This is a genomic window from Pseudomonas sp. SDO5271_S396, assembly GCF_054071795.1.
This window is the reverse complement of the sequence record NZ_JBSVWB010000001.1, coordinates 25,445-46,109: the sequence shown is the minus strand read 5'-3', so window position 1 is coordinate 46,109 and position 20,665 is coordinate 25,445. Positions and strand designations below refer to the sequence as shown.

The 20,665-nt window shown below is 62.1% G+C and carries 23 protein-coding genes and 1 pseudogene; 9 read left to right on the top strand and 15 right to left on the bottom strand.

Annotated features, from left to right (window positions below; all coding sequences use genetic code 11):
- Positions 1-32: 32 nt before the first annotated feature.
- Complete coding sequence (locus tag ACW9IN_RS00265; protein ID WP_457363980.1) at positions 33-1,478, bottom strand: hypothetical protein; 1,446 nt, start codon at positions 1,476-1,478, stop codon at positions 33-35.
- A gap of 175 nt (positions 1,479-1,653) precedes the next feature.
- On the opposite strand from ACW9IN_RS00265, the gene yfcF reads away from it, so the two are divergent.
- Positions 1,654-2,286, top strand: a complete 633-nt coding sequence (gene yfcF, locus ACW9IN_RS00260; RefSeq protein ID WP_457363979.1) for a glutathione transferase — start codon at positions 1,654-1,656, stop codon at positions 2,284-2,286.
- A gap of 2 nt (positions 2,287-2,288) precedes the next feature.
- On the opposite strand, the gene ACW9IN_RS00255 is transcribed toward yfcF, so the two are convergent.
- On the bottom strand, positions 2,289-2,552 hold the full coding sequence (locus tag ACW9IN_RS00255) for a hypothetical protein (protein ID WP_457363978.1): 264 nt from the start codon (positions 2,550-2,552) through the stop codon (positions 2,289-2,291).
- A gap of 142 nt (positions 2,553-2,694) precedes the next feature.
- Here ACW9IN_RS00255 and ACW9IN_RS00250 point away from each other — a divergent pair, with 142 nt between their 5' ends.
- Complete coding sequence (locus ACW9IN_RS00250) at positions 2,695-3,339, top strand: ATPase (RefSeq protein WP_457363977.1); 645 nt, start codon at positions 2,695-2,697, stop codon at positions 3,337-3,339.
- A gap of 34 nt (positions 3,340-3,373) precedes the next feature.
- The gene (locus tag ACW9IN_RS00245) at positions 3,374-3,715 is read left to right on the top strand and encodes a hypothetical protein (RefSeq protein ID WP_457363976.1); all 342 of its coding nucleotides are present in this window, start codon (positions 3,374-3,376) and stop codon (positions 3,713-3,715) included.
- A gap of 142 nt (positions 3,716-3,857) precedes the next feature.
- On the opposite strand, the gene ACW9IN_RS00240 is transcribed toward ACW9IN_RS00245, so the two are convergent.
- Both ACW9IN_RS00240 and ACW9IN_RS00235 read right to left on the bottom strand, forming a co-directional pair.
- On the bottom strand, positions 3,858-4,604 hold the full coding sequence (locus ACW9IN_RS00240) for a creatininase family protein (RefSeq protein ID WP_457363975.1): 747 nt from the start codon (positions 4,602-4,604) through the stop codon (positions 3,858-3,860).
- A gap of 29 nt (positions 4,605-4,633) precedes the next feature.
- Positions 4,634-5,362 carry a murein L,D-transpeptidase catalytic domain family protein gene (locus ACW9IN_RS00235; RefSeq protein ID WP_457363974.1) on the bottom strand — a complete coding sequence of 243 codons (729 nt, stop codon included), beginning with the start codon at positions 5,360-5,362 and terminating at the stop codon, positions 4,634-4,636.
- 41 nt (positions 5,363-5,403) lie between these two features.
- On the opposite strand from ACW9IN_RS00235, the gene ACW9IN_RS00230 reads away from it, so the two are divergent.
- Positions 5,404-6,999, top strand: coding sequence for a L,D-transpeptidase family protein (locus tag ACW9IN_RS00230; protein WP_457363973.1), 1,596 nt, complete (start codon positions 5,404-5,406; stop codon positions 6,997-6,999).
- A gap of 54 nt (positions 7,000-7,053) precedes the next feature.
- Here the strand turns inward: ACW9IN_RS00230 and ACW9IN_RS00225 are convergent, their stop codons facing one another.
- Positions 7,054-7,821, bottom strand: coding sequence for an HNH endonuclease (locus tag ACW9IN_RS00225; protein WP_457363972.1), 768 nt, complete (start codon positions 7,819-7,821; stop codon positions 7,054-7,056).
- Positions 7,822-7,904: 83 nt separating this feature from the next.
- Here ACW9IN_RS00225 and ACW9IN_RS00220 point away from each other — a divergent pair, with 83 nt between their 5' ends.
- Together ACW9IN_RS00220 and dapF are read left to right on the top strand one after the other, a co-directional pair.
- The gene (locus ACW9IN_RS00220; RefSeq protein ID WP_457363971.1) at positions 7,905-8,141 is read left to right on the top strand and encodes a hypothetical protein; all 237 of its coding nucleotides are present in this window, start codon (positions 7,905-7,907) and stop codon (positions 8,139-8,141) included.
- A complete protein-coding gene (gene dapF / locus ACW9IN_RS00215; protein ID WP_457363970.1) occupies positions 8,138-8,941 on the top strand; it encodes a diaminopimelate epimerase in 804 nt (267 codons plus the stop codon). Before ACW9IN_RS00220 ends, dapF begins: the two co-directional genes overlap by 4 nt.
- Here dapF and ACW9IN_RS00210 read toward each other — a convergent pair.
- Entirely contained in the window at positions 8,938-10,071 is a 1,134-nt protein-coding gene (locus ACW9IN_RS00210; protein WP_457363969.1) for a PAS domain-containing sensor histidine kinase, read from the bottom strand. The genes dapF and ACW9IN_RS00210 overlap by 4 nt on opposite strands.
- Positions 10,061-10,876: an alpha/beta fold hydrolase gene (locus ACW9IN_RS00205; RefSeq protein ID WP_457363968.1), complete on the bottom strand. Its 816-nt coding sequence runs from the start codon at positions 10,874-10,876 to the stop codon at positions 10,061-10,063. Before ACW9IN_RS00205 ends, ACW9IN_RS00210 begins: the two co-directional genes overlap by 11 nt.
- 125 nt (positions 10,877-11,001) lie before the next feature.
- On the opposite strand from ACW9IN_RS00205, the gene ACW9IN_RS00200 reads away from it, so the two are divergent.
- Entirely contained in the window at positions 11,002-12,204 is a 1,203-nt protein-coding gene (locus tag ACW9IN_RS00200; RefSeq protein WP_457363967.1) for a TPM domain-containing protein, read from the top strand.
- Between the two features lie 5 nt (positions 12,205-12,209).
- Here ACW9IN_RS00200 and ACW9IN_RS00195 read toward each other — a convergent pair whose 3' ends face one another.
- The gene (locus ACW9IN_RS00195; RefSeq protein WP_457363966.1) at positions 12,210-12,887 is read right to left on the bottom strand and encodes a class I SAM-dependent methyltransferase; all 678 of its coding nucleotides are present in this window, start codon (positions 12,885-12,887) and stop codon (positions 12,210-12,212) included.
- Between the two features lie 122 nt (positions 12,888-13,009).
- Here ACW9IN_RS00195 and ACW9IN_RS00190 point away from each other — a divergent pair, with 122 nt between their 5' ends.
- On the top strand, positions 13,010-13,546 hold the full coding sequence (locus tag ACW9IN_RS00190; RefSeq protein ID WP_457363965.1) for a hypothetical protein: 537 nt from the start codon (positions 13,010-13,012) through the stop codon (positions 13,544-13,546).
- Between the two features lie 39 nt (positions 13,547-13,585).
- Here the strand turns inward: ACW9IN_RS00190 and ACW9IN_RS00185 are convergent, their stop codons facing one another.
- From ACW9IN_RS00185 to ACW9IN_RS00170, 4 genes and pseudogenes are all read right to left on the bottom strand, one after another.
- Entirely contained in the window at positions 13,586-14,011 is a 426-nt protein-coding gene (locus tag ACW9IN_RS00185) for a GNAT family N-acetyltransferase (RefSeq protein ID WP_457363964.1), read from the bottom strand.
- Entirely contained in the window at positions 14,011-14,502 is a 492-nt protein-coding gene (locus tag ACW9IN_RS00180) for a GNAT family N-acetyltransferase (protein WP_457363963.1), read from the bottom strand. The genes ACW9IN_RS00185 and ACW9IN_RS00180 overlap by 1 nt, the downstream gene beginning before the upstream one ends.
- A gap of 65 nt (positions 14,503-14,567) precedes the next feature.
- On the bottom strand, positions 14,568-14,942 hold the full coding sequence (locus ACW9IN_RS00175) for a hypothetical protein (RefSeq protein ID WP_457363962.1): 375 nt from the start codon (positions 14,940-14,942) through the stop codon (positions 14,568-14,570).
- Positions 14,943-15,147: 205 nt separating this feature from the next.
- Positions 15,148-16,564, bottom strand: a pseudogene (locus ACW9IN_RS00170) (purine-cytosine permease family protein).
- Positions 16,565-16,813: 249 nt separating this feature from the next.
- Between ACW9IN_RS00170 and ACW9IN_RS00165 the strand changes: the two are divergent.
- The gene (locus ACW9IN_RS00165; RefSeq protein WP_457363961.1) at positions 16,814-17,725 is read left to right on the top strand and encodes a LysR substrate-binding domain-containing protein; all 912 of its coding nucleotides are present in this window, start codon (positions 16,814-16,816) and stop codon (positions 17,723-17,725) included.
- Between the two features lie 41 nt (positions 17,726-17,766).
- Here the strand turns inward: ACW9IN_RS00165 and ACW9IN_RS00160 are convergent, their stop codons facing one another.
- The 3 genes from ACW9IN_RS00160 to ACW9IN_RS00150 all read right to left on the bottom strand — a co-directional run bounded on the left by ACW9IN_RS00160 (position 17,767) and on the right by ACW9IN_RS00150 (position 20,660).
- Positions 17,767-18,159: a hypothetical protein gene (locus ACW9IN_RS00160; protein ID WP_457363960.1), complete on the bottom strand. Its 393-nt coding sequence runs from the start codon at positions 18,157-18,159 to the stop codon at positions 17,767-17,769.
- A 681-nt stretch (positions 18,160-18,840) separates the two neighbouring features.
- On the bottom strand, positions 18,841-19,986 hold the full coding sequence (gene argE / locus ACW9IN_RS00155) for an acetylornithine deacetylase (protein ID WP_457363959.1): 1,146 nt from the start codon (positions 19,984-19,986) through the stop codon (positions 18,841-18,843).
- Positions 19,983-20,660, bottom strand: a complete 678-nt coding sequence (locus ACW9IN_RS00150) for a DUF1028 domain-containing protein (protein WP_457363958.1) — start codon at positions 20,658-20,660, stop codon at positions 19,983-19,985. The genes argE and ACW9IN_RS00150 overlap by 4 nt, the downstream gene beginning before the upstream one ends.
- Positions 20,661-20,665: the final 5 nt, after the last annotated feature.

The following is a 20,665-nucleotide window of genomic DNA, read 5'->3' as shown; positions in this document are numbered from 1 at the left end:
CGGATCCAAGATGAAATCTGCGGGCAGGCCGGTCATGCGCTGGCTTCGGCCTCCGCCACCGGTTCTTTGGCAGGCGCCGAGCGGAAGCGGCGCAGCCCTTTGAGGTCGACTGCCCAGCGCAGGGCTTCGGTGGCTGAAGGGCGCAAGCCCTGGCGAATGGCATGTTCGTCGCGGGTCAGTTGATCGAGGTAACCGCGGGCACCGTGGCGCTCGCTCCAGTATTGGGTATGGCTGAGCCAGGAACGGGCCAGCCAGCCGTTCCATTTGCTCACGGTGACCGGCAGGTCCAGGACGCCCAGGCCCATCACCGGCTGGACCGGACCGCTGACGATATCGCCGAACAGCCCGTAGGGCGCGGGGAAGTACAGGTTGGTCCAGCGTGTGACCGCAAAGGCCGCCGCGTGGTGCAGGTACTGCGGGGTGTAGGGCCGTTCGCCCAACATCACCGGCTGGCGGGCGTTGTAGCCGTAGCCTTTGTCGTCTTCAGTGGGCGGGCAGGCCGGGGCTTCGCGACGTTCGATGCGCTGCTTGAAGTCACTGACACTGCGGCCCAACAACAGGCTGGCATGGGCCATCGGGCTGCCCACCGTGACCAGGTCGGTGATACGCCACGGGTTGCCCAGGCCGCGTTGTTCGTTGAAGGCTTCGGCCTGCTGCTCGCGAAACGCCAGGGTGCGGCCCAGGCTGCCATCCAGCGCCAACCCGGCCTCGGGCAGCGCCTGCTTGACCACCGGTTGCAGCGGTTCGTGGTTGGCGTGACGGGCAGCCAGTTCGCGGTTACTGGGAATTACCTTGGTCAGTTGGTCATGGTGCTCGTGCCACAGGTAACCGACGATGTCGTAGGCAATCACGCTGCCGAGGCTGTGGCCGACCACGATGATGCGGTCGTAGTCGCCCTTGCTGTGCAGGGCGCGCAGCAACGCGACGCCATCGGCGCGGATTTGCTCACGCACCATGACGTTCTGCGGGTTGGGGCTGAGATAGCGTGCGGCGTCGCCCAGATAGGACAGCGCGGAATAGCGCAGCCCCAGGCCGATGGCGCCGAGCACCAATGGAATCAGGGCGAACGGGTTGTCGTTGTGTTCGAACCGGCCCCACGCTGTGGCCAGGGTGCCACTGACCACCAGGAGCAGGAGTGCGATCACGGTCCAGCGGGTGGTGCGCCAGATCGGCACGATGGCCTCGGGAATGTCCCGGCGCGGGCGCTTGAAAATGTCCCACAGCCAGCCCAGCAAGTGGCCGACCTTGGTGCCCTGCATCTTGTGGGCCCAATAGTATTCGTAGAAGTCGGTGGTGTTGCGTCCCGCCGATTTCAGCACGCGCAGGTCGAAATTGCGCGACAGCCGGTCGGGCTTGCTCCAGTAGAAGGGTTTTTCGCCAGGGGAATCGGTCGGGATCATCGCCTCGACGAAGCTGTGCAGGGTATCCATCGGGCGCTGTTCGCCGATGCCATGTATGACGACAACCGCTTGTTTCATGAGGGGTTCATTCCTTGAAAATCACGAAGGGCAGGGCGACGGTGCGGGTGCGGCGCGGTGCCATAATATTGCCATTAGTGTTGCCATTCCCGCCAGGAATAGCCCCATAAAAACCGTGCATTGTCTTTCTGCTCGCACTTCTCGTAGCGTAGCCCTTCACCCAAGGAGACCTGCCATGCAACTGCGTCCGTTACGCCTCTACGTCGATTCCCGGTTCACCAGCCCCTACGCGATGTCGGTGTTCGTGACCTTGCGCGAAAAAGGCCTGGCCTTCGAAACACTCACCCTGGACCTGGACGCCGCGCAGCATCACTCGGCGGATTTCGCCCGCCTGTCGTTGACCCAGCGCGTACCGACGCTGGTCGAGGGCGACTTTGCGCTGTCGGAGTCTTCGGCCATCTGCGAGTACCTGGAACAGCGTTATCCGGCGCCAGCGGTGTATCCCGCCGATCCGCAGCAGCGTGCGAGGGCGCGGCAGGTGCAGGCGTGGCTGCGCAGTGATTTGCTGCCGATTCGCCAGGAGCGCTCGACACTGGTGGTGTTTTATGGGGAGAAAATGCCCGCGCTGTCTGCGGAGGGTGACGCGGCCGCGCAGAAGCTGATCCGTGCGGCGCAGGCGCTGCTGGCGGGGAGCCCTGAGTATTTGTTCGGGGCATGGTCGATTGCCGATGTGGAACTGGCGGTGATGCTCAATCGCCTGGTCCTCAATGGCGATAACGTGCCTGCCGACCTGGTCGAGTATGCCCGGCGCCAGTGGAGCCGACCGTCGGTGCAAGCCTGGGTCAACCTGCAACGTCCGGCACTGTAGGCCTATTCGGCTTCCACCGTCCGTAGCCATGCCTGTTCCACCCGCCGGTCCAGGTCTTCCCAGTCGGCCATGCCCAGCACGCGGGTGGTGTTCAGCCCGCGCAGATAACCCCGCAGTTGCTGGGCGCTGGCGTGGCGTTGATGGCTGTCGGTCGTGTCGTCCTGCAGCACGTTCTCGTAGTCGACCAGGTAATCGGCGACTCGCTCGCGAAACTCCGGCAAGACGGCTTCGCGGATGCGGTCGAAGGTTTTCTGGTGGGGCTTCATGGCGAGTCCTTATGGTTTTTGACGTTCAGGCCGCGCGGCACTATCGGTTCAGATAATAGTCACCATCACGCATCGCAAGTTCTGTTTTTGTGGGAATAGCGGAAAATTGCCCCATCGAGACGCTGCTCAAGGAGACCGCGCGATGAGGACAATTATCCAACTGACGTTGATGGCCCTGATGCTGGGCAGTGTCGTCATGACCAACCCGGCGATTGCCGACGAACTGCGTACCAGCCATTTGCTGCCACTCGTGGGTAGCGTAGACTCCCTGCAGCGTGGGCAATCGGTGGGTGTGTTGTACAGCGACAACACCCGCGACAACCTCAATTACCTTGAACGCTACCACGCCATGGCCTTGAATGGCGCCAAGGATGCCCTCGACGGGCGCATCCGCGAGGCGTTCGTCAACAGCTCCGACCCGGAGTTGGCCATCGATTGGTTGATGAACTCGCTGCAAGGGGCATTCGTGTCGGTGACGTTCTACGACACCCTGGATGACCTGGTGCAAGCGCATCCCGATGTGGTGGTGATGCTCGACACCCATAATCAGCTGTTGACCCGGCGTAACGATCAGGTCGAGGCACGTTTTACTGCGCGATTCTACGACGCGGACCTGCAATACATCGCCAAGGCCGAAGGCGCGGTGAACCGTCAGGTGCCGTCGGTGTGGGTGCGGGACAAGGCTGCCCCCGAGATTGCCGCGCAGATCGAGCAGCAGCGCGATGTACAGCTCGATGCCTTGAAGCAGTTCGATGCCTCGCTCAAAGCCTTGGTCCGTGCGGGCTGATTGAATTCTTTCTTTTTGATATGCAGGATTTTCTATGCGTTCTTTGTGTGTACCGGCCCTGGCCATTGCTTCGTTCGTGCTGACCGGTTGCGTTTCCGCGCCCAACGCTCCGACCCTCACTCTGCAGACCGGCAAGGGCCCTGAAGCCTATGTGCAGTGCGTGGTGCCCAAGCTGGAAAAACATGGCATCACCTCGACCGTGACGCAGAATTCGCGCCACGCCAAGGTGGTGTTGACCAGCAAGATTGCCGCCGATGATGTACTGGAAGCCTACAAGTCCCAGGACGGCGGCAAAGTGTTCCTGTATGAGCGCAAGCCGCTGGCGTCGGCGATTACGCCGTCGCGGTTGGAGTTGGCGGCGCAGGAGTGCAAGTGATGATTGATCGTTCCCACGCTCCGCGTGGGAATGTCGCCCTGGACGCTCCGCGTCTGCCTTTTAAAGTCGTGACGCGGAGCGTCACAGGATGCGTTTCCACGCAGCGCGGGAACGATCAGCCATCATTCGATCGGTACTCGGCTTAAGGCCTGGCTTCGTTGCTGAAGGCGTCGACCGTTTTGAGCAAGCCCTGCGCCGCCAACGCCACCAACTCCCCACCTTTTTCCACGGTGGCCAGCGCAGGGTCGGAGCCCATGCGCCCATCGGGGAAGCGGGCGCGGAAGTCCAGGGCCTCGCGGATCGGCCCGGTATTGGCGATCTGCGGCGAGTAGTCGGCGGACTTGATCGAGGCCGGGTAGGCCCACTGGGTCACCGCGATTTCCGACGGTGTGGCATGGCTGCCATGGCCGACCGGGAATTGACGTTGGGCCAGCTCGTTGACGCCTTCCAGGTCCCACCAGTTCACCAGCTTCAGCGCAAACCCGGCCGGGCGGCGGGCGAAGCTGGCTTCGGCGTACAGCTCGGAGAATGCCGCCTCGATCGTGGCAATGTTGCCGCCATGTCCGTTGAGAAACAGGATCTTGTCGAAACCGTGCGCGGCCAGCGAGCGCACCCAGTCGCCGATGGCGGCAATGAAGGTGGAAGGACGCAGGGAAATGGTGCCGGGGAAGCCCAGGTGATGCTGGGCCATGCCGATGTTGAAAGTGGGGCCGACCAGGATGTCAGCGTTTTTCTGCGCCTCATGGGCGATGATTTCCGGGCACATCCAGTCCGTACCCAACAGGCCGGTAGGCCCGTGTTGTTCATTGGAGCCGATGGGGATCACCACCGTACGGCTGCGCTCCAGAAACTGCCCGATTTCGATCCAGGTGGACGTGTGTAGAAGCATGTGGCGCTCTCTTATCGCTGTGGGACAGGCTATCCGCCACGGATTGTACGACTACTCGCCACCTGTTGGGGTTTGCAATTGAGGTAGGTCGAGGACTTGAGCCAGCGCTGGTCCGGATACCACGAAAACATGAATTGACCGTCCTTGAGTTTGTCGACCACCTGACGCGCCACTTGCGGGCGCACCGCCGGGCAACCCTGGCTGCGCCCGATGCGGCCTTCGCGCTTGCTCCACAGCGGGCTGACATAGTCGGCGGCGTGGATCACCAAGGCACGGTCGCGGGCCTGATCATTGAAGCCCGGTTCCAGGCCGTCCATGCGCAATGAATAGCCGTGGGTTCCCAGGTAACTTTCCTGGGTGCGGAACAACCCCAGGCTGGACTGGTGGCTGCCTTCGCGGTTGGAGAACTGCGTGGCGAAGTTTTCCCCGGATTTGGCACCATGGGCCACCAGATCACGCAGCACCAGGGTCTTTTTGCGCAAATCGAAGATCCACAGCCGACGGGCGGTCGAGGGCTGGGAATAGTCAATCACAGCCAGGCGCTCTGAGCGTTCTTCTCCATTATTGACCGCGCACTGCACCGCGCTCAGGGCGCTTTTGAGCACAGTGGGATTGAGTTCTGGAGCCGAGCGCGCCAGGCTGCTATACAAGGAAGGAGGGGTGCCGTTGGCGGCGAGCGCAGAATGGCTCAACACAGCCAGGCTCAAAGTGATCAGGCTCGCGGAAGTCACCCGCAGCCGGCACAGGAAAGTCAGCATCTACAGTACATCCCCCACACTGTGGATTGGAGCAAAGCCAATTGTTCAAAAAACACGCATGTTACTTGAGCATTTGCCTGCTCGTTGCACCATTGGTCGCGACAGCCGAAACCCCGGCGGGTGAGCCCCTGCCCGTGGCGCCACCGGTTCTGGTGAACTCCGCGCCCGTGCAACAGGCCCTGGCCCAGCTGCCCAGCGTCTGCCCAAGCCTCGCGCCGCAGATCGACGCCGCCGCCCAAGCGCGCCTGCAAGCCTTTTATCAGCAGCAGGGCGATGTGCCCCTGTGGTCTGCCGATGAACGCCGCCAAGCCTTGCAAGCGCAGTTGCTGATGCTCGCCGATGACGGCCTGGATCCCACCCACTATAGCTTGCCTGCGCCGGATGCCACGGCCAACGTGCTGTGCAGCGATATCGGTAACAGCCGGCAGTACCTGCAAGCCCTGCAGGACCTGCACTACGGGCGCCTGCAACAATCGCGTTTCGAACCACTGTGGCATTCCCAGCCGCCCACCCGGGATCCGAACACCGAAGTTCTGACGTTCGCTGCCCTCGGTCTGCAAGACATGGCTCGGGCGTTTGATCAGGCACGGCCCAGCGCCGACTTGTACCGCAGCTTGCGCAATGCCTATTCCAGCGTACGCCAGCAGCCGTTGCCGCACTGGGACCCGGTCGGCAGCGGACCATTGCTGCGTCCCGGTATGGAAGACCCGCGCGTGCCGGAACTGGCGCGGCGGCTGGTCAGTGGCGGCTACCTGGCGCAGGCGCCCAGCGGCAAGCAGTACCGCGACGAGTTGGTCAAGGCGGTCAAGGCGTTCCAGCTCAGCCACTCCCTGCAAGCTGATGGCGTGATCGGCGCTGGCACCGTGGCCGAGCTGAATATCAGCCCGGTGGTGCGCCGCGAACAGTTGCGCATCAACCTTGAACGTTTCCGCTGGCTGGCCCAGGACCTGGAACCTGAAGGCGTGCTGGTCAACGTCGCCGCTGCGCAACTGAGTGTCTACCAGAGCGGCATTCCGGTGTGGCAAACCCGTCTGCAAGTCGGGCGTGCCGAGCGCCAGACACCGTTGCTCAAGTCGCGCATCACCCGACTCACCCTCAACCCCACCTGGACCATCCCGCCGACCATCATGCGCGAGGACAAACTCCCGGCCATTCGCCTCAACCCCGAATACCTGCGCCAGCAGAACCTGCAAGTGCTAGACGCCGAGGGTCACCCGCTGACCGCCGAGCAGATCGACTGGGCGCGCCCGGGCAATATCCTGCTGCGTCAGGAGGCCGGCCCGCGCAACCCGCTGGGCAAAATCGTGATGCGCTTCCCCAATCCGTATTCGGTGTACCTGCACGACACCCCCAGCCAGCCGCTGTTCACCAAGGGCCCACGGGCGTTCAGCTCGGGTTGTGTGCGGGTCGAACAACCGTTGCTGCTGCGTGACCTGCTGGTTAGCCCGGCCGAACGCGCGCGCACCGACGAATTGCTGGCCACCGGCATCACTCACGAGTTTCGCTTGGCCACGCCGGTGCCGGTGTTGCTGGGTTACTGGACCGTGGAAGTCGACCGCCAGGGTGGCCTGGTTTACGCGCCGGACATCTACGGGCGGGACCTGGTGTTGATGAAGGCGATGGGGAGTGTGTTGTAAGGGCGCAGAGGTGTTGTGGTGAGCAGGTTAGTCCTGCTCACCACAACGTCCTCGTTACTTATTCAACTTCAACGCCTTGACGAAATCGATTTCCCCGATGAGTTCTTCAATGCTGATGTTTCCACCTCGGTGGAGCATGGCATGACAGTTGGGGCAAACCGGACGCAAGTCCTTGACCGGGTCCAACTGGTATTCACCCCGGATTTCGCTCAACGGTGTCAGATGGTGCACGTGAATGAAATCGCGCCCACGCGGACCATAAAAGTCATGGAAGTCGAAGCGGCAAACCGTGCATTTCACGCCATGGGCCTGTATGCATCGGTCCCGTGCCTCGGTGCTGCGCTCGTAGGCATTGACGGTAATCTGCTTGCGGGCACCTTCGGTTACGGTCTGCGGCACCTCTTCGGCAAGAGGGAAGTCATCGGGTAGCGTGATACCGCGTCGTTTGAGCTCCAGGGTCCAGTCAAGCTCGCAGGCACGGGTGATCTGCTCGCGTTGCCATACAAAATCCAGGTCTTCACGATCGTGAAACGTAAAGTACGTTTCAGACGGCATTCCCCTGCGCTCGGAATTGTGTGAGCTGAGTTTGTTGATGATGACGCCGGTTATCGCCGGCAGACCATTTTCGACAAGCCATCCTGCGAGCGCTCCCATGCCATAGGCGTTGAGGCTGTCACCTATCGTCTTGCCATCAGGAGGAATACCCAGATCCGCGTAGACCTTGGAGTAGGGCAGGTGCGTTCGTGGATTGTTTGCGACGATGTTCCCGGTCCTGAAGTGTGAGATCAGATAGCGCAGTAGCGTGATTTCGTTCTCTGTCACGGGCGGCTCGTCCATGGGGTTTGATTGGGGCGGTCTGTTGACCGTTTGACGCTGGGGGCAAAGAATATCTTGAGTGATGGCATATGGCTATTTTCGACGCTATGGGTGGTGCGCAGGGTCGTGGTAGTGAATGGCTTATTGTGGTGAGCAGGCTTGTCCTGCGCTGGGCTGCGAAGCAGCCCCAACATGAGCCGGAAAAACCGCGTCGCCCGGTTTCAGGGCCGCTGCGCGCCCCGGCGCAGGGCAAGCCTGCTCACTACAAAACACCGGTTCATCCCGATAAGATTGTTTTTCTCCAGCCTGCCAAGGACGTTCCATGAGCTTGCCCTTTGTGAAGATGCATGCCCACGGCGATGATTTCATCATCCTCGACCGCCGTGGCCTGGACGACCCGATCACCGAGCAGGTGGCGCGTCGCTTGGGTAACCGTCACACCGGGATCGGTTTCAACCAACTGGCCGTGGTGCTCGATTGCGAAGACGCCGCCGCACGAATCAAGTTCTGGAACCCCAATGGCACGCCGCTCGCCACTTGCGGCAGTGCCACCCGAGGAGTGGCTGATCGGTTGATGCTGGAAGCCGGCACGGATTCCATCGTGTTGCGTACCGACCGTGGTCTGTTGACCTGTGTGCGGGCGTCGGGGCGGCAGGTGTCGGTGGACATGGGCGCGCCGTCCCTGGAGTGGGCGGTAGTCCCCCTGGCCGAGGCGCTGGACACTCGCGTGTTGCCGATCGAAGGAGCGCCGGCGGCGTGCAGCATGGGCAACCCCCATTGCACGTTTTTCGTCGATGACATCGCTGCGGTCGATGTCGCTGCGGTGGGGCCGGCACTGGAGCACCACCCGTTGTTCCCGGCCCGGACCAACGTGCATTTCGTGCAGGTGCTCGACCGTGGCCGCATCCGTCTGCGTATCTGGGAGCGTGGCGGCGGCGTGCCGCTGGGGTCGGGTTCGTGCTGCTGCGGCGCGGTGGTCAACGGCATTCGGCGCGGGTTGCTGGATGACCGGGTCGAGGTGCAGTGCGACGGCGGCAGCGTGACGGTGCAATGGGACGGCAACAGCGGAGTGATCCTGACGGGCAGCGTGGAGGTGGTGATGCAGGGCCACGTCTATGGGGTTTAGAACGTCACCGTAAAGGTGGTGCCGTCGGTGGCACACGAGCTCACAGCCACATCCCCGCCATGCACCCTGGCCAATTCGCGCACGATATACAGGCCCAGGCCGACGCTGCGCACTTCGCTGCCCTGGTCGGTGCCACGGGTCATGGGCTCGAACAATCCCATGAGCAATGTTTCGGGAATCGCCGCACCGTGGTTGTGTACCGAGACGGCACACCCACCATCCCCAAGGCGTGACGTAATAGTGATCGGCTGCTGCGGGTCGCCGTAGGCCACGCTGTTGGCCACCAGGTTGCCGATGATCTGCTGCACCCGGTCGGCGTCCAGATGGGCGTCGCCGGCGCCGATGGCGTGATGCTCCAGCATGGCCTTCGGGAACGCCACACGCAGCTCATCCACCGCCTGGTGGGTGACCCCGTGCAGGTCCAGCGGCGCAGCCTTGATGGTGATGCCCTGGCCGACGCGGGCCTGGGTGAAATCCAGCAGGTCGGCGATCATCCGCTGGGCGCGCTCGGACGACTGGCCGATATGCCCCAGCAACTGGCGCTCCTTGGCGGTGCGTTCGCCACGGCCGAGAAAGTCGGAGGCCATGCGGATGGCCGTGAGCGGGTTTTTCAAGTCATGGCTGACGATGGCCACCATCTGTTCGGCAAACAACGCACGGCGCTGGGCGATGGCGTACGCCTCGCTCAATTCGGCCTGAGCCTGTTTGAGTGCCTCCTCGGTGGCGGTTTTTTCCTGCAACAGCGCTTCGGCCAGGTGGCGGGCGCTAAGTAGCTCGCGCTCGTACTTGTCACGGTCGGTGGTGCCGAACAGCGCCAGGTCGTACAGCGTGCCGTCGGCGGTTTCGCGTTGGGTGCCATTGAGTAGCACGGTCACTTTGTGGCCGTCGCGGTGCAGCATGTCCAGCTTCACTTCAGTGACGCTGCCGCCCATGCGCAGCATCGGTGCCAAGTGGGTCTGGTGGAAAATCCTGCCACCCATGGTCAGCAGATCCTGAAAGCGCCGGCTGCACAACTCGTCGTGGCTGAACCCCAGCCAGTCGCTGAACCGCGCATTGGCTTGCAGGATCGTACCGTCCTGGGCGGTAACGGCGAGGGCGCACGCGGCGCTGTCGAACAGGTCAGCCGGCATGGACGCTCGCCCACGGTGCCAGGAAATCATCCATGGCCGCTGCGCAGGCCTGCGGCGCACTCATGTGCGGGCAATGGCCGACATTTTCCACCCGGCAATAGGTGCTGTTGGGCATTACGCGGTGCAGGTATTCGCCCACGGCAAGCGGGACGATCAAGTCGTCGCTCGATTGCAGGATCAATACCGGCGTGGCCAGGCCGTTCACGTCCTGACGGTTGTCCGACATGAAAGTCACTCGCGCGAATTGCCGGGCGATCTCGGGCTCGGTGCGGCAAAAACTGTCGGTGAGTTCGGCGCTCAGCGCAGGTTGTCCCGGCGCGCCCATGATCACCGGGGCCATGGCGCCGGACCAGCCGAGGTAATTGCTGTCGAGGGTGTCGAGCAGGTCATCGATGTCGCTGCGCTTGAAGCCGCCGACATAGCCTTCGTCATCGATGTAGCGCGGTGACGGGCCGACCATCACATGGGCGGCGATGCGGCCGGGCGCCAGGCGGTCGGCGAGGGTGGCGATCATGGCGCTGACCGAGTGGCTGACCAGGATCACCGGGCCGACGGCGAAGGCGTCGATAATTTCGTTCAAATCGCGGGCGTAGCCGTCCAGCGCGCTGTACTTGGTTTTGTCGAATGCCGAAAGGTCCGACAGGCCGGCACCGACCAGGTCATACATCACCACGCGAAAGCGCGCCAGAAAATGGGGCGCCAGGTAGTTCCACATGGCCTGGTTGCAGCCAAAACCGTGGGAAAAGACCAGGGTTGCAGTCCCTTTGCCCATCACGCTGACATTGTTGCGGTGTTTCAGGTCCATGGGCTTCTCGATGATGGCGCGGTGCTCTACGTGCCAGGAGTGTAGATAGTCCACGGCATGGGGTCACGCGTTATAGCGACGATAGGGTAGAGTTGGCGCATTCATGAAATTTCAGGTAACAAAGCATGGTGGCGATTTTGCGGCAGTCCATCCTGGGCCTTGTGGCACTGGTGTTTATCAGCCTGTTCAGCACAGTCCAGGCGGACACGTCGCCCATCGGCGTCGCCCTCGACCAACGGGTGATCGACCTCACCAACACCCTGGACGCTGGCACCGTCACGCACCTCAAGGACCAACTCGCCGCCCTGGAGCAGCGCAAGGGCGCGCAAGTCGCGGTGTTGCTGGTGCCAACCACGGGCGATGCGAGCATCGAAGACTTCGCCAACCAACTGTTCCGTGCCTGGAAGCTGGGGCGCAAGGACGTCAACGACGGCATCCTGCTGGTGGTGGCCAAGGGCGACCGCAAGGTGCGTATCGAAGTGGGTTACGGCCTGGAAGGCATGGTGACCGATCTGCTGGCCCACCGCATCATCGAAGAACACATCACCCCGGCGTTTCGCCAGGGTGATTTCGCCGGTGGCATTGCTCAGGGGGTAAACGACCTGATGGTACTGGTGGAGGGCGGCGACTTGCCCGCGGTCGCGGGTGACGGCGTGCCTCGCCAGGCCATCGCGGTGTTGCTGGCGTTTATCGCGGGCGGCATCGGCGGCGTGCTGATGGCGGCCCGCAAGCTGGCGTGGCGCCGGGCATTGATCGCCGCTGCCGTGGTCACTTTGTTACTGACGCTCCTGGGCGGTGGGCACGACTGGCCGGTCTACCTGTTGCTGCTGCCGCTGAGCCTGTTGATCGGCGGCGCTACGTTTGGCGCGCTGTGGATGGCGCGAACGGCTTTTTACTGTGTGCTGGGGTTGTTGGGGTATGTCGCCACGCTGGTGATCGCCGACCAATATGTCGACGTCAACTTCATCCATTGGCTGGCCTGGCCACTGGGTGCGCTGGTGGTGCTGGGCTTGTACCTGTTGTTGCTGTTCATCATGAAGGACGCCTGGGACAAGAGCCGGGTGGGTTTTGCCGTGCGCCTGGCGGTGGTGGGCGCTGTGTATGGGGCGGCGGGGTCGGTTGCCGACGCGGGCCGGGATGGCTGGCTGCTGGCGTTTCCGATTGCCTCGTTCGTGGCGCTGTTCATCTTTGGCAAGACGTCCGGTGGGTCGGGATCGGGTTCCTCCGGGTCGAGTTCCGGCAGTTCCGGCAGTTCCAGCTCGGGTTCCAGCAGTTCGTCCGGGGGCGGTGGCTCCAGTGGCGGCGGCGGAGCGTCGGGCAGCTGGTAAAGCCGCTAGCGCGGCTTGTAGCCCACCCAACCCTTGAAGCTGAAGCCGGCGTAGAACAATTCCACCCCCTCAAAGCCGGCTTCGCGCAGCAAGGCCTCATCCGCCTCGGGTGACAACACCGGCAGCTGTGCGCTGATCGCCGTGATCGCGCGCTCGGCATCCGCCGCCGGCACGCCGGAATCCACTGCAAACGCTGCATAGCGCTTCAGCCAACGGGATTTTTCCTCCGCTGCCTGAGGGAAGCTGTGGTGTGCCACCACCAGCGGTGCGCCCGGCAACAAGCGTTGCCATAGCGCCTTCAAGGTTTGCAGGCGTTCTTCAGCCGCAATGAAGTGCAGGGTCAGCAAGCAGGTTGCGCCATCGAATGGCCCTGCGGGCGCCGTATCGATATAACCCTCATGCAGCTGCACGCGCTCCAGCAATGGGCCCAGGGTCGCCTGTGCCAGCTTCAGCATCTCGGCCGATGGGTCTACCCCGGTGAAACGCCAGCCCGGCTCGGCGTCGGCAAAACGCTTCAGCTCCAGACCACCCCCGGCCCCCAGCACCAACACGCTGCCCGTGGCCGGCACGCATTCGCGCAGCAGCAGGGTAGTCATGCGTTGCAAACCCTCGAAGCCGGGTACGAGGCGCACTGGCCCTTCGGCGTAACGGGCGACGGCGTCAGGGTCGGAAAAAAAGCTCATGGCAGGCTCCAGGGCAATGGGCGAGGCGACAACCCTACTGCGGCAAAACCCGTGTGGCAATCGCCTCAAGTATTCAGTGGTGATGTCGATATGATCTCATCGCACACAAGGACCGTCACCCGATGAAATTGCTGAAACTCGCCGCCGTCATGACTCTGCCACTGCTCGGCGCCTGTTCTTCCGACTATCACTACAAAAACTACCAGGGCGACTGGGCCCCGGAAAAACTCCACCCCGTCGACCTCTCGGACAACGCTCCCGACGCTGCGCTGGTGTATTTCGACACTTGGCGCGAGCGCGAACTGGGCGTCCCGTTCCATCGCCTGGTACTGGCCTATGAAGTGGACGGCGTCAAACTGGCCGGGGCCGGGCGCAGTTCGATCCTTGATGTCACCGGCGAACAGGCGTTGAAGCTCAGCCCGGGCAAACACTCGCTGCGCTGGTGCAATGTGTCGATGAATGCCCTGGGCACCGGCGGCGCGTTCTGCAACAACGGTGCGGATAACGTGGACTTCAAACCCAATCAGCGCTACCGGGTGAGCTACCGACTGAGTGCCAGCACCAAGGGCGTGGGGCCCAACTACAGCACTGAATACAGCACCTATTCGACCATCCGCAATATGGACACCCAGGAGATCATTTTCCCGGTGGGCCAGTAAGGTCAGGCGGCGGGAGAACGCTTGGGTGAACGCATGGCCTCATAACGCCTTGGATAAAAATACTCGGCTGCTGCCTTCGGGTTCACAGGCGATCTCGCCAAACCGCACCCACCCGTGCTTTTCGTAAAACCCCGGCGCCTGGAAACTCAAGGTGTACAGCACCGCGTGACGACAGCCCCGGCGCCGGGCTTCGTCTTCGAAAGCCTGTAGCAGCTGGCTGCCGATGCCAGAACCACGCAGTGCGTCCGGCAGGTGAAACAGGTCGAGAAAGGCCGTGCCCAGGCTGGTCTTGCCGGTGATACCGCCGAGGATCTGCCCGCTGCTGGAGTCTTTGATCAATACCGACAGCGGTTGGCGATCGTTGAAGCCCGTGATGCCCTTATTGAAAGCGGCGAGGCCGGCGCCGAGTATGCGTTCGGCGTCGGGGCAGGGTTGGTCGCTGATTTCAATCTGCGGCGGCGTCATCAAATATTTCTCACCATCTCGTGCCACGCCATGCCGCCGTGCTCCGACGGCGAAGGCTGCACATAGCTATAGCCCATGCGGGTGTACAGCGGCACATGCTGTTCCTTGCACATCAGGTGAATCGTCTGTTTGCCCATCGCCTGCATGCGCTGCACGAACTCGGTCATCAGCAAGCGGGAATAGCCCTTGCCCTGCTGCGCGGGGTCGACCACCACCGACATGATCACCACATTCGGTGCCTCGGGCGCATGCCCCACCAACTCCTTGAACGCCTCGTCCGACATCACGACATCAAAGGCGCAACCGCAGTTGATGAACCCCACCACCGCGCCCTCGTCCTCAAGAATCAGGAAACCCTCGGGGTACTGCGCGATGCGCGTGGCGATCTTCTCCAGCGTCGCGGCTTCGTCGCCTTCGTAGGCGGTGGTTTCAATCTCGAAGCAACGCGCGGCGTCGGCGGGGAGGGCGTTGCGGAAGGTGAGGGTGGGCATGGGTGGTTCCTGGCGCGTTGAGCGAAAGGCCACATGATAAAGAAACATCGCCCTCCAGACAGCTGTCAGGCGAACATATCCGGGCCTATATCTTCGATCCCTTCATGGCGCAGTCTCTCTTCAAACTGTTGCTTGAACTGGTTGATTTTCTGTTGAAGCCCGTGGGTATAGGTGCCGTCAGGACCATCAGGTCGGAAATCGAATTTGATGGGATAGACATTCTCAGGTGTCGCAAAACGAGCTTGCTCCGGCCCGCCAACATCCGCATTCGGCAGTCTCATGCCCAGTGCTTCCGCTGTCCTGAATGCAATTTCCATCGTCCTGTCGACATCGCTCGCCTTGACCAGCACCTGAACTTTTTCCCTGGGCGATGGTGTGTGGCCGGATACTTCGATCTGAAGCGGATGATGTGGCTGTACTGCTGAGGAAATACTGGACATCGTGGATACTCGTAAGTGAATGATGCCAATTTAGTCAATTGGCCGGTTCACTCTGTGGCCGAATGGTCAGATTGAGTTCCAGGCACACTGATGCGATATCCATGCTTCAACGATGCCCCCGGCGGAAGCCGTCTAGCGTCGCATCACCCGCTAAAACCAGAAAACCCGCCAAAGCGGGTTTTCTCCTATCAGGCGCAGCAGGCGATCAAACCCCGCCCACCAACTTCCCGCCCTCCATCCGGCGTTTGTACGCACTGTCCCGATTCGCCAGCCAGAAGTACAACGGCGAGGTCACCACCAGCCCCACCACCCACGACAAATCCGCGCCGTTGATGTGCTCGGAAATCGGGCCTACATACAGCGGCGTGTTCATGAACGGAATCTGCACCACGATGCCCACTGCATACGCCAGCAGCGCCTGGGGGTTGTAGCGGCCATAGATCCCGCCGTCGACGCGGAAGATCGAGGCAATGTCGTATTGGCCTTTGTGAATGGCGTAGAAGTCGATCAGGTTGATCGCGGTCCAGGGCACCAACACGACCAGCAATACCAGCACCATGTCGACGAAATGGCCGATGAAGTCCTTGGAAGCGAACACCGCCGCAATCGCACAAGCCGCCAGCACCAGGATGGAAATCACCGCACGGCTCTTGGCGGTGGGGATCCAGCGGTAGGCGAAGGTCTGTACCAGGGTGATGATCGACAGCACCGCACCGTACAGGTTGAGGGCGTTATGGCTGATCACGCTGAGCAGGAACAGCACCAGCATCAGCGGGCCGATGGCGCCGGTCGCAAGTTTGACTGCGTCCATGGTGTCCATGCCTACCGGGGTGGCGAGCACGGCGACGGCGCCGAAGATGAACGACAGGCTCGAACCCAGGGCCGAGCCCAGGTAGGTGGTCCAGAAGGTCGACGCGACTGGCACATCAGCCGGCAGGTAGCGCGAATAGTCGGAAACGTACGGCGCGAAGGCGATCTGCCAAAGCGCGGCCAGCGACACGGTGGCCAGCCAGCCGGAAATGTTGAATTCGCCGCGGGTCAGAAAGTCTGTGGTCTGCACGTGGGTGAAGATGTAGCCGAAGCCCAGCACGATGCCGGCGCCCAGCACCCAGGTGCCGATACGGTTGAGCACGTGGATGAAGCGGTAGCCGATGATGCCGATGATTCCCGAGCCGATGGCGCCAATGACGATGCCCACCGGCACGGGCACCACATCGACCACGCCATGCAGGGATTTACCCGCAAGCACGATGTTGGAAGCGAAGAAACCGACGTACATCACACCCGCGATCACCACCACCAGCAGCGCACCGAGGGAGCCGAACTGCGCGCGGCTCTGGATCATCTGCGGGATACCCATTTGCGGGCCCTGGGCCGAGTGCAATGCCATCAGCACGCCGCCGACCAGGTGGCCGACGAGGATGGCGACGATGCCCCAGATCAGGTTCAGGTGAAACAGTTGCACACCCAGTGCGCCCGTCACGATCGGCAACGGTGCGATATTGCCGCCGAACCACAGGGTGAACAAGTCTCTTACCTTTCCATGGCGATCTTCGGGGGGGCACGTATCCAATCGTGTGTTTTTCGATGAGCGGGGCGGAGGATGTTGCAGTGGTGACCATGACGAGCTCCAAGGCAAGGTGAGTACGTTGACGTACTTCGCTGTGCGCCACCAACGCGGCGCTTGTTGTTGGAGTGATCATCTGCAATGGGCGCAGGGAGGTAAATTAGTAAGTTTGTTGCTATAGACCTTAAAAAATATAGCTCGCGACGGATTATGCTCCGGTATGTTGCATGCACTTGAATCTGCGTGAAAAAGGCGTTTTTCACGCACTTGTTTGGGGCGAAATCCCACGTTTTCGGAGGTCCCGATGGCTGCCTACAACCTGCGCCAACTCAGATATTTTGTCACCACCGCCGAATGTGGCAGCGTCGCTGAAGCGTCGCGCAAGCTGTATATCGCGCAACCGTCCGTGTCCACGGCCATCAAGCAGTTGGAAGACAGCTTTGGCGTGCAGTTGTTTATCCGGCATCACGCCCAGGGCGTATCGCTGACGCCCAGCGGCGCACGCTTCTACCGCAAGGCGCTGGAGTTGCTGCGGGTGGCCCACGAATTCGAACAGAATGCCCTGGCGGACAACGATGTGGTGGCGGGGCAGATCGATATCGGTTGCTTCGAAACGGTTGCGCCGCTGTACCTGCCGCGCCTGATCGCCGGCTTCAAGGCGTTGTGGCCGGGGGTTGAGATCCGTATTCGCGACGGCGAGCAACAGGAACTGGTGCAGGCGCTGACGGCGGGCAGTATCGACGTGGCGATGCTGTTCGAGCACGACCTGGGCGGCACCATCGAAACCACGCCGCTGATGCCGCCACAGCAGCCCTATGCGCTGCTGCCGGCGGATCACCGTTTTGCGCAGCAGGCGAAAGTATCGCTGGCGGACCTGGTGTTGGAGCCGATGATCCTGCTCGACGTGTTGCCCAGCCGCACTTACTTCGTGAGCATCTTTGAAGAGCGCGGGTTGACGCCGAATATCGTGTTCAGTTCGCCATCCATTGAGATGGTACGAGGGATGGTAGGGCGGGGGTTCGGCTTCTCCATCCTCGTGACCAAGCCGTTCACCGAATACACCTACGATGGGCAGAAGGTGGTATGTGTGCCGCTGGCCGAGACGGTCACCGGGTCGGGATTGTCGGCGGTGTGGTTGCGGCGCGCGCCGTTGACCAAGCCGGTGCAGTTGTTTGTGGATTATTGCCGCGAAGAGCTGGCAAGGCTGTTGGCTTGATGTTCCAGAGTTCCCACGCAGTGCGTGGGAACTCTTCAGCTTTAGGCCTCGGGGGCGTAATTCCGGATGCCTGCGTTCTGCAGGCGCTCCTGGAATTTCCGATTGAAGTCACTGATCCCCATCTGTAAGGCAGGGCTGAAGGTACCGTCGGGATTGTCAGGTTTGAAACTGAAATGGACAGTGTTGTACAGACCGAATCCACCGCCGTAGTCGCTGGCTTCAAAGTCATCGAATTCTTGTTTGACGACAATATTTTTTAACCGTGCAAGATCGTTGAAGAGGTTCATCGCTCCGCGATAATCCTCAAACTTCACGGTGAAGCGGATTTCGGTTTGCTCCGGCATGCCTGCACCAGGATGCATACGCAATGCCTCAGGCGCTCCTGAAAGGGTTAAAGGGCTCTGGGTGATCGGTTGGGATTGGATGCCTTGCATCGTGACTACCTACGAATTGATTGATGTGGCCACCACTGGGTGGGACGGCAATAAGTGGTTGAGCGGTGCACTGCGTTCCTGGCGATTGGCGTCGAAGTGAATCGAAACATTACACGTCGACAATGGAACGCTTTCTTGCGAACCAGGCGGAGAGTCAGCCGCCAACGCTGCTGGCTGATGTACCGCTATCGCAGGCAAGCCAGCTCCCACAGGGGTCGGCAGTGGCTGAAAAAGCTCCGTCAACCGGGGCATCGCGCCGGGTGCATTCTCACCAGCAATAGAGATCCAGTGTGGGAGCGAGCAAGCCCGCTCCCACATTTGATTTGTGCTCGGCTCGGAAGCGGACCGACCGGCAAGACTCCTCGACTAAATCTGGAATGCAACCTGACAGGTAATAGCGACCAACTGTGGGAGCCGGGCTTGCCCGCGATGGCGGAGTGTCAGCCGCCAACGCTGCTAGCTGATATACCGCTATCGCAGGCAAGCCAGCTCCCACAGGGGATGGCAGTGGCTGAAAAAGCTCCGCCAACAGGGTCCTCGCGCCGGATGCATTCTCGCCAGCGATAGAGATCCAGTGTGGGAGCGGGCTTGCTCGCGATGGCGATGGCCCCGTCAAAACAGTGGTGACTGGTATTCCGCTTTCGCGAGCAAGCCAGCTCCCACATTGGGTTTGTGTTCGGCTCAGGCGCTGATCGAGTCGAGCATGCGCCGCAACATCTGATCGCAGCCGGTGAGTTGTTCCAGCTTCACAAACTCATCCGGCTTGTGCCCCTGGTCCATGCTCCCGGGGCCGCACACCACCGTGGGGATGCCCACGGCATCGAACAACCCGCCTTCGGTGCCGAACGCCACTGTGCCGAAGTCCCGCGAGCCGGAAAACGCCGCGATCAGCTCCGCCGCCTGGCTGCGCTCATCGGTGACCAGCCCGGGGTACGCCGACAGTTCGGTAAAGCGAATCGCACTCTGCGCGCTCACCGCCTGCATGCGTGGCAATACCTGTTGCTCGGCGTAGGCCTTCAGTTCGTCTGCCACCTCTGCCGGGTCCTGGGACGGCAAGGCGCGCACTTCGAAGTCGAACCGGCAGTCCGCCGGCACGATGTTCAACGCCTTGCCGCCGCTGATCACACCCGTCTGCACGGTGCTGAACGGCGGGTCGAAGCGCGTGTCCTGGGTCTGGCGCAGGCGTTGTCCGATGCGGCCCAGTTCGCCAATCAGGTCCGCTGCGTGCTCGATGGCATTCACGCCGTAAGGCGCATACGCCGAATGGCACGCCTCGCCATGCACGTCGCAGCGCATCGCCAATTTGCCCTTGTGACCCAGCACCGGCTTGAGCTCGGTCGGCTCGCCGATGATGCACAGCAGCGGCTTGATAGGGCGCTGTTCCAGCACCTTGAGCAACGAGCGCACGCCCAGGCAGCCGACTTCTTCGTCGTAGGACAGGGCGATATGCACCGGCTTGCGCAACTGCGCCTTGACCAGTGCCGGTACCAGCGCCAGCACGCAGGCGATATAGCCTTTCATGTCCGCCGTGCCACGGCCAAACAGCTTGCCGTCGCGCTCGGTCAGTTCGAAGGGCGGCACGGTCCACGGTTGACCGTCCACCGGCACCACGTCGGTATGCCCCGACAGCACGATGCCCGGCACGTCCACCGGGCCAACGCTGGCAAACAGGTTGGCTTTGCTGCGCTCGTCGTTGTACACCAGCTCGCTGGCCACGCCGAAACCTGCCAGGTAATCGCGCACGAACTCGATCAGTTGCAGGTTGGACTCGCGGCTGGTGGTATCGAATCCCACCAGCGCTTGCAGCAGTTCGCGACTGCTGCTCATCGGTCGTCTCCCGCCACGCCGTAGCCTGGCGCGCGATCGGGAGCGAGGGCGCGGTCGACGTAGTCCTGCACTTGTGGACGATAGGCATCCCACAGGGTTTGCAGCTCGCGGATCGGTTGCTCGTCGGCCCAATCCACGCGCAGGTTGATGATCGGCCAGGTCAGCTCACCGACCACCACCAGTGCGGCGGAATGCACCGGGCCGGCTTCGCCACCAGCGGCGATGGCCGCGTGCATGGCCGCCAGCAGGCGGTCGGCCAACTGGCCTTCGCCGTGTTCGAACGCCTTGACCATGGCATCGATCACCCCGCGGTCGGCGAGCATGTTGCCCGCCGCCACGCACTGTTCGCCGACCACGGCGTGGTGGGTGCCCAGGGTTTCGCTGCCACTGAAATGCACGGCACGGCCCAGGTGGTCAATCGCGGTCAGTTGCCGGTACTGGCTGTAACCATTGCGTGTCAGGGCGGTGTCGATGGCCTCGGCCGGAGCCAGGCCCTGTTCCAGCAAGTCGAGCACATCCGGGCCCAGGGCCGGCAGGGTGATGTTCTGCGTCGACACCGCGCCCACGCCGGGGCGCAGCCATGGGCAACGGGCGCCCACGGCAATGCTGGAGGAACTGATGGCGACGCCCATCTGGCCGGTCTCGGCACAACGGGCAACAATTGAAAAGGTCATGGGTT

What these genes read in the sequence shown, in the direction of transcription:
- ACW9IN_RS00210 (WP_457363969.1), bottom strand. Translation starts at nt 10,071, where the DNA reads ATGCCGGCTGACCTGTTCGACAGCGCCGCGTGCGCCCTCGCCGTTACC.
- ACW9IN_RS00180 (WP_457363963.1), bottom strand. Translation starts at nt 14,502, where the DNA reads ATGCCCACCCTCACCTTCCGCAACGCCCTCCCCGCCGACGCCGCGCGT.
- ACW9IN_RS00195 (WP_457363966.1), bottom strand. Translation starts at nt 12,887, where the DNA reads ATGAGCTTTTTTTCCGACCCTGACGCCGTCGCCCGTTACGCCGAAGGG.
- ACW9IN_RS00185 (WP_457363964.1), bottom strand. Translation starts at nt 14,011, where the DNA reads ATGACGCCGCCGCAGATTGAAATCAGCGACCAACCCTGCCCCGACGCC.
- argE (WP_457363959.1), bottom strand. Translation starts at nt 19,986, where the DNA reads ATGAGCAGCAGTCGCGAACTGCTGCAAGCGCTGGTGGGATTCGATACC.
- ACW9IN_RS00220 (WP_457363971.1), top strand. Translation starts at nt 7,905, where the DNA reads ATGGCTATTTTCGACGCTATGGGTGGTGCGCAGGGTCGTGGTAGTGAA.
- ACW9IN_RS00200 (WP_457363967.1), top strand. Translation starts at nt 11,002, where the DNA reads ATGGTGGCGATTTTGCGGCAGTCCATCCTGGGCCTTGTGGCACTGGTG.
- yfcF (WP_457363979.1), top strand. Translation starts at nt 1,654, where the DNA reads ATGCAACTGCGTCCGTTACGCCTCTACGTCGATTCCCGGTTCACCAGC.
- ACW9IN_RS00250 (WP_457363977.1), top strand. Translation starts at nt 2,695, where the DNA reads ATGAGGACAATTATCCAACTGACGTTGATGGCCCTGATGCTGGGCAGT.
- ACW9IN_RS00245 (WP_457363976.1), top strand. Translation starts at nt 3,374, where the DNA reads ATGCGTTCTTTGTGTGTACCGGCCCTGGCCATTGCTTCGTTCGTGCTG.
- ACW9IN_RS00265 (WP_457363980.1), bottom strand. Translation starts at nt 1,478, where the DNA reads ATGAAACAAGCGGTTGTCGTCATACATGGCATCGGCGAACAGCGCCCG.
- ACW9IN_RS00165 (WP_457363961.1), top strand. Translation starts at nt 16,814, where the DNA reads ATGGCTGCCTACAACCTGCGCCAACTCAGATATTTTGTCACCACCGCC.
- ACW9IN_RS00235 (WP_457363974.1), bottom strand. Translation starts at nt 5,362, where the DNA reads ATGCTGACTTTCCTGTGCCGGCTGCGGGTGACTTCCGCGAGCCTGATC.
- ACW9IN_RS00160 (WP_457363960.1), bottom strand. Translation starts at nt 18,159, where the DNA reads ATGCAAGGCATCCAATCCCAACCGATCACCCAGAGCCCTTTAACCCTT.
- ACW9IN_RS00205 (WP_457363968.1), bottom strand. Translation starts at nt 10,876, where the DNA reads ATGGACCTGAAACACCGCAACAATGTCAGCGTGATGGGCAAAGGGACT.
- ACW9IN_RS00150 (WP_457363958.1), bottom strand. Translation starts at nt 20,660, where the DNA reads ATGACCTTTTCAATTGTTGCCCGTTGTGCCGAGACCGGCCAGATGGGC.
- ACW9IN_RS00255 (WP_457363978.1), bottom strand. Translation starts at nt 2,552, where the DNA reads ATGAAGCCCCACCAGAAAACCTTCGACCGCATCCGCGAAGCCGTCTTG.
- dapF (WP_457363970.1), top strand. Translation starts at nt 8,138, where the DNA reads ATGAGCTTGCCCTTTGTGAAGATGCATGCCCACGGCGATGATTTCATC.
- ACW9IN_RS00240 (WP_457363975.1), bottom strand. Translation starts at nt 4,604, where the DNA reads ATGCTTCTACACACGTCCACCTGGATCGAAATCGGGCAGTTTCTGGAG.
- ACW9IN_RS00190 (WP_457363965.1), top strand. Translation starts at nt 13,010, where the DNA reads ATGAAATTGCTGAAACTCGCCGCCGTCATGACTCTGCCACTGCTCGGC.
- ACW9IN_RS00175 (WP_457363962.1), bottom strand. Translation starts at nt 14,942, where the DNA reads ATGTCCAGTATTTCCTCAGCAGTACAGCCACATCATCCGCTTCAGATC.